The 12,388-nt window shown below is 55.9% G+C and carries 12 protein-coding genes; 3 read left to right on the forward strand and 9 right to left on the reverse strand.

Annotated features, from left to right (window positions below):
* Window positions 1-112: 112 nt before the first annotated feature.
* The 3 genes from M8010_RS12125 to M8010_RS12135 are packed head-to-tail and all read left to right on the forward strand — an operon-like array spanning window position 113 to window position 5,200.
* Window positions 113-2,251: a TonB-dependent receptor plug domain-containing protein gene (locus tag M8010_RS12125; RefSeq protein ID WP_502846216.1), complete on the forward strand. Its 2,139-nt coding sequence runs from the start codon at window positions 113-115 to the stop codon at window positions 2,249-2,251.
* 32 nt (window positions 2,252-2,283) lie between these two features.
* Complete coding sequence (locus M8010_RS12130; protein ID WP_250091549.1) at window positions 2,284-3,264, forward strand: ABC transporter substrate-binding protein; 981 nt, start codon at window positions 2,284-2,286, stop codon at window positions 3,262-3,264.
* Window positions 3,257-5,200 (forward strand): ATP-binding protein, encoded by a 1,944-nt coding sequence (locus M8010_RS12135; RefSeq protein ID WP_250091550.1) that lies wholly within the window; start codon window positions 3,257-3,259, stop codon window positions 5,198-5,200. The genes M8010_RS12130 and M8010_RS12135 overlap by 8 nt, the downstream gene beginning before the upstream one ends.
* 18 nt (window positions 5,201-5,218) lie before the next feature.
* Here the strand turns inward: M8010_RS12135 and gorA are convergent, their stop codons facing one another.
* From gorA to gspG, 9 genes are read right to left on the reverse strand one after another with little or no spacing between them, the layout of a single operon-like run.
* The gene (gene gorA / locus M8010_RS12140) at window positions 5,219-6,595 is read right to left on the reverse strand and encodes a glutathione-disulfide reductase (RefSeq protein ID WP_284048086.1); all 1,377 of its coding nucleotides are present in this window, start codon (window positions 6,593-6,595) and stop codon (window positions 5,219-5,221) included.
* A gap of 17 nt (window positions 6,596-6,612) precedes the next feature.
* Window positions 6,613-7,278: a GNAT family N-acetyltransferase gene (locus tag M8010_RS12145; RefSeq protein ID WP_250091553.1), complete on the reverse strand. Its 666-nt coding sequence runs from the start codon at window positions 7,276-7,278 to the stop codon at window positions 6,613-6,615.
* 22 nt (window positions 7,279-7,300) lie between these two features.
* Window positions 7,301-7,831, reverse strand: coding sequence for a type II secretion system protein M (locus M8010_RS12150; protein WP_250091554.1), 531 nt, complete (start codon window positions 7,829-7,831; stop codon window positions 7,301-7,303).
* A gap of 4 nt (window positions 7,832-7,835) precedes the next feature.
* Window positions 7,836-9,140 (reverse strand): type II secretion system protein GspL, encoded by a 1,305-nt coding sequence (gene gspL, locus M8010_RS12155; protein WP_250091556.1) that lies wholly within the window; start codon window positions 9,138-9,140, stop codon window positions 7,836-7,838.
* 46 nt (window positions 9,141-9,186) lie between these two features.
* The gene (gene gspK / locus M8010_RS12160; RefSeq protein ID WP_250091558.1) at window positions 9,187-10,203 is read right to left on the reverse strand and encodes a type II secretion system minor pseudopilin GspK; all 1,017 of its coding nucleotides are present in this window, start codon (window positions 10,201-10,203) and stop codon (window positions 9,187-9,189) included.
* Window positions 10,203-10,979 carry a type II secretion system minor pseudopilin GspJ gene (gene gspJ / locus M8010_RS12165; RefSeq protein ID WP_250091559.1) on the reverse strand — a complete coding sequence of 259 codons (777 nt, stop codon included), beginning with the start codon at window positions 10,977-10,979 and terminating at the stop codon, window positions 10,203-10,205. The genes gspK and gspJ overlap by 1 nt, the downstream gene beginning before the upstream one ends.
* On the reverse strand, window positions 10,979-11,353 hold the full coding sequence (gene gspI, locus M8010_RS12170; protein ID WP_250091561.1) for a type II secretion system minor pseudopilin GspI: 375 nt from the start codon (window positions 11,351-11,353) through the stop codon (window positions 10,979-10,981). Before gspI ends, gspJ begins: the two co-directional genes overlap by 1 nt.
* Window positions 11,350-11,889 carry a type II secretion system minor pseudopilin GspH gene (gene gspH, locus M8010_RS12175; protein ID WP_284048106.1) on the reverse strand — a complete coding sequence of 180 codons (540 nt, stop codon included), beginning with the start codon at window positions 11,887-11,889 and terminating at the stop codon, window positions 11,350-11,352. The genes gspI and gspH overlap by 4 nt, the downstream gene beginning before the upstream one ends.
* A complete protein-coding gene (gene gspG / locus M8010_RS12180; protein WP_250091564.1) occupies window positions 11,886-12,338 on the reverse strand; it encodes a type II secretion system major pseudopilin GspG in 453 nt (150 codons plus the stop codon). The genes gspH and gspG overlap by 4 nt, the downstream gene beginning before the upstream one ends.
* Window positions 12,339-12,388 lie beyond the last annotated feature (50 nt).

Raw genomic sequence — 12,388 nt, forward strand, 5'->3', positions numbered from 1 at the left:
ATCTAAAAAAATCAAACACTCGGCAAAGTATAAAACGACACCCATGCCCGTTACGAACTATCTCTATAAAAATCGGGAGCTTCCCGGTGGTGGCAGGATGCAGCCCCGTTTGATGCCTGTTGTTCTGGTTGGTGTTCTGACTGGTGCAGTTTCTACCGTTGCGATGGCGGAGGCGGCAGACAACACCGCCAGCAGCTACGATCTCGCTGCCCTTGGTGACGCCCCCGAAGCCTTTGAAACAGGCTCGACGATTCCCGAGGTTCTGACCACTACCCGACTCAGGCAGCCGAAATCCCGGGTTCCGGGCTCAACTACGATTATCACCGGGAAGATGATCCGCGATCTTGGCATCATGAACCTGGTTGAGGTGTTCCGCCTGGTGCCGGGCATGACTGTCGATGCGGTTGGCAGTAACCAGCCGGTAACCAGCTACCACGGCACGGTCCATTATGAGCAGCGCAGACTGCAGGTCCAGGTTGATGGTCGCACCTCTTACCAAGCCAGCCTGTCGGACATGGACTGGAATACGATGCCGGTGCCTCTGGACCTGATAGAACGGATCGAGATCAGTCGTGGCCCTAACAGCGCGGCCTACGGCATCAACGCGTTTCTAGGAACCATCAATATCATTACCCGCGCGCCTGAAGACTCCGCTGGCATTGAATTGCGCGCCATTTCCGGGTCGCGGGGTTACCGCAGAGCATTTGGGTCCGTGGGCGACACTACCGATGACAACTACAGGTGGCGCCTGGCGTACGAAAAACGCAAGTCAGACGGGTTCGACGAACAGGAAGACGATGACAAAATCTACCCGTTCCACAACGGGTATGACATGAACACGTTCAACTATGACAGCAATCTTGCGTTGGGCAGTCATTACGATCTCGATTTAAGAGCAGGCATTGTCGACGGCGTTGATGAGGAAGACGCGCGCAAAAACGGAAAGCTCGGCGCAGATCAGGACCCCGATATCCTGGTCGATGACTATTACCTGCAAACCCGGCTGAACGTTACGACATCCGAGAACCATTTCTTCCATGTTCAGGCATCGTTCCAGAATTATGATCGCCGGCAGAGATGGACCATCTGTATTCCACAGAGCCAGTTCAACGATATTCTTGATCCGGACTCCCCAACCCCCGACCTAACGGCATGCACGCCAGACGATACGAATCCTTTCATCGCCAACCTGAATGAGGACACCGAAGAGTCTCGGCTGGAATTCGAACTACAGGATACCATTCTGTTCAATCCGGACCTGAAACTCGTGTCGGGCCTGGGTTATCGCAAGGACACCTACCGGTCCGAGACGTTTTTCGACGGCCGAGGCAACAACTATCAGTCGCGGGTATTCGGTAATCTGGAGTACTCTCCATTTCGCTGGCTGACACTGAACTCCGGCGGCAACTGGGAAAAAACAACCACGACAGATGAGGGTTATTTCTCGCCGCGCCTTGCTGCGAATTTTATTCTCTCCAACAACCACACCCTAAGGTTCGTCTATTCAAGAGCGGTTCGCACACCTGACGCGTTCGAGCAGAAACCGGATTGGTCCTATCGTCCGAGAAACGTAGCTCCGCCCTTCCAATCTCTCGAAGGACAACGGTTTCTTGTGGAAAATATTGTCGACCCAACCACTTCGACTCTTGGCAAAGAACTTGAAGAAGAGCGCATAACATCACGGGAAATAAGCTACTTTGGTCAATACTACCTGGATTCATCCATTCTTTCCCTGGAAGTCCGGTATTTCAACGACCAGCTCCGTGACATGATCAGCGGTATTATCAATGAGGAGGAGTGGACCATTGATAACAATGTGGCTCTTGACCAGGAAGGTTTTGAAGTCGAAGCCTCTCTGGATTTCCCGGGCACCAGGCTGCGAGTCAGCTATGCTTATCTGGACCAGGATGGGCGTTATACTGGTGCGAATGATCGCGATGCCGGAGATAAGCAATACGCCATTGACCTTCTGGGGCGGCTCTCCGTCAGGCACTCGGGAAGCTTCGCATGGATTCAGGATTTGCCATGGAACCTGACTTCCTCGGCGGCGTTCTATTTTGCCGATGAATTCCGGCGCTCCCATTTCGAGCGAGCCGATTTCCGGCTGGCCAGACAGATATTCATGACAGGCTACAGTTACGAACTGGCGCTGACCATGCAAAACTATCTTGACAGAGACCCGACCCTCAGCCCGGACAATATTATCAGAGACCACAATCAGTTCTTCGTTGAAGCAGGCGTAAGATTCTGAGCAAACACGGACGATATCAGACCTCGGATGGTATGAAAGCGACAGAGAACCCGAACATTCCGGCAAGAAAAGGTTCACCTGCAACCAGATGGCTTCTGGTTATCCTTGCCCTGTTCCTGATTGTCACCCCGTCATTTCACCCTGCTGTGGCTCAGTCCGCCACGGGCTCCCTGGTCTACCTTGCCGGCTCCGAGAATTCAGCACTGAACCGCCGAATGCTGTCTCTCCTTGAAGAAGCGATGGGGAGTACAACGATTATACGGTCCTTCAGCCGCGGGCAGACATCCCAGGATTCAACAACACCCGTTATCGCCCTTGGCCCCGAAGCATTTACCCGCGTTCGTCAGGAAAACAAGAGCGTGCCTATCCTGGCTCTGCTTGTTGATGAGTCATTCATTGACGGCTATGCCGAGCGCTCCGAGGGCTCGGTCTCCGGCATCCTTTACAACCCTCCCCTTCTGCGCCAGGCCATCGCCGGTAAGGTCATTCTGCCACAAGCTACTCGGGTAGCGATGTTGGCGCGTCCTGATACGGTTGAGATATACGAGTCGGTAACCGAAGAGCTTCCCGACTACGGGCTTGAAGGCAAAGTGTTTATTGTTACCTCCGATGACAGGCTGATACCCACGCTGATCCGTGCGCTGAACTATGGGGATTTCATCCTGGCAGCACCGGACAACAACATCTACAACCCCAGAACAATAAAACACATCCTGCTGACCGCTTACCGGCGTAACCGTATTGTCATTGGCCCGAGTCAGGCTTATGTGAAGGCGGGATCACTGGCGTCGACTTACACACCTCTCACCCAGATTGCGAACCTGGCGGCAGACTTTGTTGCTGAATATCGGGCCAACGGCCAGCTCCCCTCGCCCGCTTATCCGGATAACTTCAGTATCGATCTCAACTCGCAGGTCGCGAGATCCATGAATATTCCATTACAGGATCGGCAGGATATTATCAGGTCAGTAATGGAGCAGCTTACCGGACCAGAGGAGGCTGCCGATGAGTGAGCAGTTAGACGCGCAGGCTCCGCTTTCCAGAAAACTTCTGCTATTGGGGGCAGCGCCTGCCATCGTCATGTTCATTGTGTTGATGGTGTTCTTTACCTCGGCACGCCTTGATGATGCCCGCAAGGACCTGGCCGACAGCAGTCAGATGCTGGCAGACAGTCTTGCCCCGGCTGTTGAGTACGCCGTTGTATCCGGCAACACCGCTGCCCTTGAGCAGATTCTCTCCCAGTCCCTGCGGCGAAGCCGGGCGCAGTGGATCAGAGTTTCCAATCTCATGGGTGACGAGGTGGGCTTTGTGTCCACCGAGCAGGCACCAGAGACAACGCCTGACCAAACGTTCGACGTATTTGAATCGGAAATCCTGCAACAACCGCTGGACCTGGGCGAAGACCGCCAGACAGAGTGGTTTGAACCGGATTACGGATTCGACACTGGCGCCCTCAGAGTGGGCACGGTTCAGGTGGGCGTTAACAAGGAGCAACTGGCTGCGCGTCGGCAGGACATACTCTGGACATCGCTTGCCGTCGGCTTTTCACTTCTGCTGTTTACCCTGCTGGTCGTTAATCACTCCCTCAACAGCATTATTTCGCCCATACGAGGTCTTTCCCGGCGGGTGGCGAAACTGACCAACAGGGAGTACGAAGAAGTTGCGGTCAGCCGGACGGGTACGACCCGTGAAATCCGGGAGCTGGAAGTGAGCCTGAACTCGCTGGCTACCCATCTGAGAACCCTGAAGCAATCACGGGATGAGACCCTGGCCTCATCAGAAAAAGCCAGAGAAAGGGCGGAACAGGCAAACCGGGCTAAATCCGAATTTCTGGCGACCATGAGCCATGAACTGCGCACGCCTCTCAACGGTGTGCTGGGCATGATTGAACTGGTGTCCGAGGAACCACTGAGTCCACGACAGATTGATTATCTGAAAACCGCCCGTGACTCCACCGAGGACTTGCTGACCGTCATCAACGATATTCTGGACTACTCCCACATTGATCGCGGCACGCTGGAACTGGAAAACCGCGAGTTCGATCTGCAGCAGCTGATCACCAACTGCACTGCGAGCTATCGTCATATAGCCGAACAACAGGGCCTGACGCTTTCCAGCAAATTCGTCGGAGAATGGCCGGATCGACCTTTGGTTCTTGGCGATGCCTCCAGACTTCGCCAAATCCTCGCAGGATTGATCGATAACGCCATCAAGTTTACCGGCGACGGCTACATCAACGTGCAGGCCGACTGGTTCTCGCTGGAAGACAATTGCGTTGTACTGAATTGCACCGTCAGCGATTCCGGATGCGGAATCCCCATCGAACGGATCCATGACATATTCAACTCTTTCGAGCAACTGGAAACCGGTGACTCAAGACGCTACGGAGGAACCGGTATGGGGCTTTCCCTGGTGCAGCGGCTGGTCGAACTGATGGGCGGTCACATAAAGGTGGAAACAGACCCTGGCAAGGGCTCCTCATTCCGATTTGAAGTGCCTTTCGAGCTGGCAACGCCCGCCACCCATGCCCTGGCCCGAGACCCGGCACCGCTGGTCACCAACGAAGGCAAAGCCCGGGCGCTGGTCGTGGAAGACAATATGGTCAATCAAAGAGTCGCTACCGCCTTACTTCGGAGGCTGGGATTCGAAGCAGATGCTGCTGTTAATGGTGAGGAAGCACTGGAGTTGGTACAAACCAATCACTCCGGCTATGACGTTATCCTGATGGATTGCCAGATGCCATTGATGGACGGTTACGAGACAACTCGCTGTATCCGGGAATGGGAGAAGAGCAACGGCCAGGGGGGCACACCGATCATTGCTCTCACCGCTGACGCATCACCAGGTACGGAAACAACCTGTCGCGAAGCGGGGATGAACGATTACCTCTCGAAACCCGTCAGAAAGGAAAATCTGAGAAAGGTACTCAGCCGCTGGATAAGGTTGTAAACAGCGGCCAAAATCGCTTTACGCCACCGGTTCACGCATGGTGACGAATTCTTCAGCGGAGGTCGGATGAATACCGATGGTGCTGTCGAATTGCGCCTTGGTCGCACCTGCCTTGATGGCAACTGCGATTCCCTGGGTGATTTCGCCGGCATCCGGACCGACCATATGCGCACCAAGCACGCGGTCAGATTCATCATCGACCACCAGTTTCATCAGCGATCGCTCGTCCCGCCCGCTGAGGGTGTGCTTCATGGGTTTGAACTCGGAACGGTAGATACGCAGCTTATGGCCAGTCTCCCGGGCTTCTGCTTCAGTCAGGCCGACGGTTCCAATGTTGGGCTGGCAGAACACTGCAGTGGGTATACTGTTGTAGTCCATTTCTCCCTTGCCATCCCCGAACAGACGCCGCGAGAGCACCATGCCCTGAGCCAGCGCAACCGGTGTCAGTTGCGGCGTGCCAATCACGTCACCCAGAGCCGTGATGGACGGTACGGCAGTCTGGAAGCAGTCATCAACCACCACGTGTCCCGAGGCACTGAGCTGAACCCCCAGTTCTTCCAGGCCAAGACCATCAACCAGTGCCCGGCGGCCCGTCGCTGCCATCACCAGGCCAGTATTCAGGCGTGAGCCGTCGGTCAGGTTGACGGCATAGTGGGCGTTATCAGTCTCTATGGATTCAATATTGACACCAAAGCGGAGATTGATGCCCTTCTTGCGCATTTCCGCTGCCGTGAATTCGCGAACATCGTCGTCAAATCCACGAAGGAAGAGCTCCCCCCGGTATAGCAGGGTTGTTTCCACACCAAGGCCGGCAAGAATGCCCGCAAACTCCACCGCAATGTAGCCACCACCCCAGATCACGGCCTGTTTTGGTAGTTGCGGCAAGTAAAACATCTCGTTGGAGGTAAGAACACATTCCTTCCCGGGCACATCGGGAACCACAGGCCAGCTGCCGGTGGCAATCGTAATATATTTACTGGTAAAGGTCTGATCGCCAACCACGACGGTATTGGCATCCGCCAGAGAGGCGGTACCCTGGATTACCGTCACCCCGGCGTTCTCCAGCATGCGCGCATAGATGCCGTTAAGCCGCTCAATCTCGGCATTCTTGTTGGCCACCAGCCGGGTCCAGTCAAACGTGACCTGGTCGCCCGGTACGTTCCAGCCATACCCGCCAGCATCCTCAATATCCTCGCCAGCGTGGGCTCCGTAGACGAACAGTTTCTTCGGGACGCAACCCACGTTGACGCAGGTACCGCCAAGGTAACGTGATTCCACCACCGCCACGCGAGCACCCTTGGCAGCAGACATGCGCGCCAGCCGAACTCCGCCGGAACCCGCACCAATGATGATCAGATCGTAATCCTGTTTGTCAGACACAGCGTCTCCTGTCATGCAAAAAAGAGTTTCGCTTAACCGGGGGCAGTTGCTGCCTCTCCGGCGTGGACTTCGCGAAACAGTATATGGTCTTCGAAATCACCAAGCCGAATGGTGCCCAGGCTGCGAAAGCCTTCCGATTCATAAAACGGCAGGTATCGACTGTTGCCGGTGTCCAGAACGAGACCACTGCCGCGCGGGTTTTCCGCGCACAGCTTTTCCACGGTGGACAACAAAATCCTCCCAAAGCCCTTGTTCTGGTATTTGGGGTTGACCCCCATCAATGGCAACTGGTGCGCGAGGGGCTGCGGTAACATTTCCTTGATTTTCTCGTGGTAGTCAAGATAACGGCGCGTAGAGGCAAAGCCAGCCGTAAGCACCATGCGGATACGCCAGCTGATTTGTTCAGCCAGGTTCAGCCTGAGTTCGGGCTCACCAATGAACGCAACCGCGACGAGTGTGTCGTTGACCATTACACCGATGGCGTCCTGATTCAGCTCGAAGTAAAGATCGATCAGTTCCCGCACCGTAGCCCTCACCCGTTGCTCATAACCGGGCCGGCGATGATCAAACAGGTACTGAAACGTTGGTTCGTCCCGATAGGCGCTGACCAATATCGATATAGCCTCGTTGCGGGCACTTGCATCGAGACGGACAATAGCCGGCTCCGGGCTGTTCTTGTTGTTTGTGACGTCCGTCATCCTGTGTTCTCCAACATTCAATTCAGATTGATAAGGTAAGGCGTACGGATACCATGCCCGGATCGTTCTGTCGATCCATGGAGGCCTGATCTATCTGAACGCCATGCCCGGTGTTGAGCTGCTCTAACCAGCCTGCCACCTCGGTAAAGGGGGCACCCTCAAGCCAGACCCGTATGGCGCTGTCGCCACTTGGTTCAAACCGCTGAAGCGACAGCCCTGCTTCTCCGGCACTGCGGGTAACCAGCGACATCAGCGCCCGGCCGTCTTCGGGAGCATTCACCACGGCATTACCCTGGCCACCAGTGGCACCAGACAGTCGCCTCAGGGAATCATTATTGGCTTCCAGCCAGGCCAGAAGCTCCGCCGAACGTTCCCGTTCGCTGAGGGCGTCGTCATGGAAACTCACAGCCGGTGTCCAGACTGCAAAATAAAGAATGCCGAGCAAGACCGCAATTGCCAAAACGGTTAAGGCCTGCTGGTCCCGGCGCGGTAACTGATCATACTGGGCGATCAGTTTGCCTACCGCCGGCTGTTCGCTGATTCTGTTCAACATCACGTCATCCTCCTGAAACGGTCAGCCGACCGCGGGCACCGTCGGATTCGTTCACCACCGACCCGATCTCGGCCTTCAGCCCCTGGTTTGTCAGCCCGTTTCGCAGGGCGCTCAACTTGTTATAGCTGTCTGCCCTCACATCCACCGCCAGCTCCCCGCGGTTGCTACTGTAATTGACAGAATTGAACATGACCGAGCCTGGGTCCGGTATCTTTGAATATTGTTCGCCGGTGTATTTCATAAGGGTGATAAACCCGGCATCAGGGCCATCGGCTTGCAACTGCCGCAACTGGCCTTCAACAACCCGGCGCACATTCCCGGCCTGGGTTCTCGTGTCGTTCGGAAACGCCTGTCGATAGAGGGCCATGGCCTGTTCGTTGGTCTGGTCGGCCTTTTGCTGATGGTAAAAACCCATGCCGACCTCAACACCGATCTGGATGACGAACCAGACACTGGCAACTGCAATCAGTGGCTTCCACGGCCCCAGTGCGCTGGTTTTGCGGGTACGGGTGCTGTACTCACCCTGGCAGAGGTTGATTGGCTGGCAAAGATGATGATGATGGGCATGGGCCAACAATTCCAGCGGCATCAGCTCCAGGGTCTTCTCGGTGACGGTCAGGCGGCCAGAGGATTTGAGCTCAGCGAGGTCGGCCTGCTGGCGCTCAAACTCCTGTTCGGTGCCGTAGACCGTCACCGGCACCTCCGCCACAACTTCTTCAGAAGGCGGCAATGCAAGCGTCTGGGCAAACATGGTGAGGTTGAGCGCCTGCACGCTGAGCCACTCGCCCTCTTTGCTCGCCAACATGGCCGTTTCACCGTCCAGGCAAATCGACCAACCGCCTTCGGTAATCGGGAGCAGGCCTGCATCAGGGTAGATCGCCTCAAGCTTCAGGTGCTCCCATCCGCTGAACATCGCAGCCCATTCCGCCATCCGATAATGGTCGACCGCTGCCACCCGGAAGCCCTTATCAGTGCGGTTGCCAAGGGCAAGATGAACGCCCTCTATATCCTGGGCAATCTGCTCCTCAACCGCATAAGGCAATGCCTGGTGAACAAACCTGGTCTGCTTGGCTGGAATATCTGCCACACAAAACAGTGCCTCTTCACCCGGAATTAATCCCACCAGCAGCACATTTTCCAGATCGTTCTGTGCCAGCGTCTGTTCAATATCTTCTTTTCGGTCCGCGGTTCCGCGAGCCTGGGCATCGCCGCTGGCATCGAGCAGAACCCAGCTGTACAACTGGGCGTCAGGCGTGGTGTCAGGGTCCGCAAAGGGTGGCAAAGGCCTGACATAGAGGCGATAGGACATTCTGAGCAATTTCCTTTTCTGCCCTCACGGGCGTTTGTTGTCGGTACTATTCTGAGATGCTGAACGGCTCTTTCGTGATCCGGTTTTTCTGGCCAGTATCCCTGCGCACTGTCTGCATTTCGCCCTCGGGGCTGCGATAAACTGTGCTCACCAGATTGGCAACCCGGTTATCGTAGGTAATTCGCGATACCACTTCAAAAAAACGCGTCTGCAACCCAAGCCCTGCAGATTTCAGCCCCAGGCCTGCGAATTCCGGTTCTGCCAGGAAATCCTGAATACTCTCGTAGCGCTCTTCCTGACGCTTCTCCAGAATAGCGTCTGCCTGAGCCTGTGTCAGTTCCTCGTGCAGCGAGCGCAACACAGCGGCAGAGGCGGTGTTGACGTTAATGCCCAGGCCCACAATGGGCAAGGCTGTTACATGAGGCTGCAATGCCTGATAGGCCTCTTCAGTCATACCATCAATCAGTCGCAATTCAGACACCGATACAAACGGCTGGTTTCCCGCCCGGTAGGCCGGTTCCTGCATCAGGTATTGACCATCCTCGGCGCCATAAGCACTGATTGTCTGGTCATCCGGATCGATCCAGTCAATCAGCGCATCGACATTCACTGTGGTGATTTCCAGCACCTGGAGCAGCCGGGTTACCCGGTCCCGGACCACCGGATCAACCTGCCCGTTACCGCGCACCAAGTCATTGAGATTGATCTTTCCTCCCAGGTCATCGATCTGCACTTCCGCCACACCGTTATCATCGAGGGGTAGAATTGCCGCGTTCCGAGCCCAGAACTCGTCGGGGCTATCCACCATGGCACTGTTTTCCTTGTCTTCTTCGAAATCCCGTACCAGGATCTGCCGCGCAAAGGCTTCCGCCCCCAGGGCAACACTATGACCCTGTTGTTGAGCAAGGTAGTGGCTGGCACGGAACACCCTGACACTCTGTTGCTGGGTCATGCCACTGGCCAGCATGACAACCAGAGCCATGGCCAGCAACACCATGATCAGCGCCACACCACCCTGGCGACTGGCCGGAGTACGCAGTATCAGGGCATTGGTCTCAGGCATCACTGCCCCCCGGTCTGGGAGTTGTCCGGCTGGGTATCATCGCCCGGCTGCTGGGTGTCAGCCTGGTCAGCTTGCGATTCATTTGCTGCATTGATAACGCCCTGGGCCTGACCGATATCAAAATCAGGCAATGAGAAAGTCCGTACCAGCTCGCCAAAGCGCTCATGTTCAAGGGTAATTTCAATACCGAGTGGCAGTGGGATGTCCGGGCGGGTTCCGGGATTCATGTTTGCCATGCTGGAATCGTCGGGCCAGCTATCACGCCAGATACGCTGATCATCCAGAAAGCGAACCGCAAAGTCTGTCACATCCGACAGAAGCACCGTGTCCTGGCTATTGTCTTCCTGCCCCTGGTCAACGGAGACCCAGTAACGACGGCGCAGTTCATCGCCGGTGTAATCCCATGCAACCCGCTGCAACGTGCTGCGACGTGTGCCCAGCGGATTGCGCCAGCCCTGACGGGTAAGCATCAGCACAAAGTCGTCCTCGCGACTGGTCAGTGCCGGATCGAAGTCGCCGTATATGTCGCGGCCCGGTCGATTGACGATCTGTGTGATATCCCGTTCAAGCAGCAGCATTGTGCGTTGAACCGCATCGAACTGATCAGCGACTTCATTGACCCGATCTCTGGACGCCACCACGTTGCCAAGGACCTGCCAGACCCCAAGGCCGATGACGGCGGTAATCGTTACCGCGATCAACATCTCCATTAGCGTGAAGCCGTTGCGGACTACCGGCCGCCCCGACCGGCAGTGTGCAAGCACCCTGATATCCATCAGCTGTCACCAATAAAAGCGGAGAGTGTATGCACAGGTGGTGGATCAGACTCATTACCCCGAAAGCGTGCAACGGTGACTTCAACTCGCAATATGGATGGGTCCTCTGTGCCCAGAACAGCCGTAGTGACCCGCCAGCGGAAGGGGCCATATTCTATTTCGTCGGAATTTTCGGAGATCTCCGGAAGATTTTCCTGCAGCCGGAGGGCATTGATCCGGTTATCGGCAACCCAGCCAGCCAGGGTCTTGTCCCGAATCCGTTCGTAGCTGGAAATATACTGGCTTCCTACCTCAGCAGCGGCCGTTGCAATCAGGCCGAACACCAGTAAGGCAACAAGAACCTCAATCAGCGTAAATCCGCGCTGGGTATTCATGCGTCGTTGTTACCTTCACTTCCGGGGTAACGCCACTCCATCGGAGAAAAACCATCCGAGGCAATCGTGTGCATTCTGGAATCATCCCGGCCGAGAGTGAATTCCAGTTCGAACGGCGTGGTCTCGCCGCTGGAGAAGAACACAATATCCGGACGCAGGCGATCTTCTTCCGACGCCAGCCGGGGAGTGTCGTTCTCGATGTACTCGGTGACTGTTATCCACTCCGGAAACCCTCGCAGCCGAAACATCGGCTCTCCCGGGATTTTCCAGTCACCGCTAAGGTCTTCCCAGGCCACGAAGCGATAGCCTTCTTCGTCCAGAATCAGCCCCAGCTCGGTGTTGTTGAGCACTGCCTGTTCCGAAGCGGTCTGCATAAGAAGGTACAACTCGCGTATTTCGTTCTCCATTTCCCGATCCCGGGAGCTACCGCCCATGGTCATGACGGCAAGGGCCGCCAGCAATCCCACTACCACCAGGACAACGAGAATCTCAATCAGCGTAAACCCTGTGTGTCGTGTCCTGGTGTGCACAATCAGTTCCTGACTTTCCAGACACTGATGTCGGCGTCATCCTCCTCGCCACCTTCGCGGCCATCTGCGCCGTAAGAGAAGAGGTCGTAGGGCCCTTCAGTGCCGGGACTGATGTACTGGTAATCGTTACCCCAGGGATCTTCGGGAACACTGTTGAGATAGCCCTCCGGGTTCCAGTTTCGCGGTTCAGGGCTGCCGCTGGGTTTGGAAACCAGTGCCTCAAGACCCTGCTGGGTGGACGGGTAGTGGCTGTTGTCGAGACGGTACAGGTCAAGGGCGTTGGCAATATTGCTCAACTGGGTTTCGGCGACGGTTACCCGTGCCTGGTCGCTTCGCCCCATGATATTCGGGGCTACGATGGCGACCAGCAGGCCAAGGATAACCATTACCACCATGATTTCGATCAGGGTGAAACCCCGTTGTACAGTCTGATATTCGATTGTCTTGCTGTTCATTGTTCCATGTCTCTGGGTTTGAAAATTGGCTGGCTGGCGATGCCCACACT

This window comes from Marinobacter sp. ATCH36, assembly GCF_023555055.1.
Taxonomy (GTDB): Bacteria; Pseudomonadota; Gammaproteobacteria; order Pseudomonadales; family Oleiphilaceae; genus Marinobacter.

Coding starts and splice junctions, on each gene's coding strand:
- M8010_RS12150 (WP_250091554.1), bottom strand. CDS start 7,831: ATGTTGAACAGAATCAGCGAACAGCCGGCGGTAGGCAAACTGATCGCC.
- M8010_RS12125 (WP_502846216.1), top strand. CDS start 113: ATGCCTGTTGTTCTGGTTGGTGTTCTGACTGGTGCAGTTTCTACCGTT.
- gspL (WP_250091556.1), bottom strand. CDS start 9,140: ATGTCCTATCGCCTCTATGTCAGGCCTTTGCCACCCTTTGCGGACCCT.
- gspK (WP_250091558.1), bottom strand. CDS start 10,203: ATGCCTGAGACCAATGCCCTGATACTGCGTACTCCGGCCAGTCGCCAG.
- gspJ (WP_250091559.1), bottom strand. CDS start 10,979: ATGGATATCAGGGTGCTTGCACACTGCCGGTCGGGGCGGCCGGTAGTC.
- gspI (WP_250091561.1), bottom strand. CDS start 11,353: ATGAATACCCAGCGCGGATTTACGCTGATTGAGGTTCTTGTTGCCTTA.
- gspG (WP_250091564.1), bottom strand. CDS start 12,338: ATGAACAGCAAGACAATCGAATATCAGACTGTACAACGGGGTTTCACC.
- M8010_RS12135 (WP_250091550.1), top strand. CDS start 3,257: ATGAGTGAGCAGTTAGACGCGCAGGCTCCGCTTTCCAGAAAACTTCTG.
- M8010_RS12130 (WP_250091549.1), top strand. CDS start 2,284: ATGAAAGCGACAGAGAACCCGAACATTCCGGCAAGAAAAGGTTCACCT.
- gorA (WP_284048086.1), bottom strand. CDS start 6,595: ATGACAGGAGACGCTGTGTCTGACAAACAGGATTACGATCTGATCATC.
- M8010_RS12145 (WP_250091553.1), bottom strand. CDS start 7,278: ATGACGGACGTCACAAACAACAAGAACAGCCCGGAGCCGGCTATTGTC.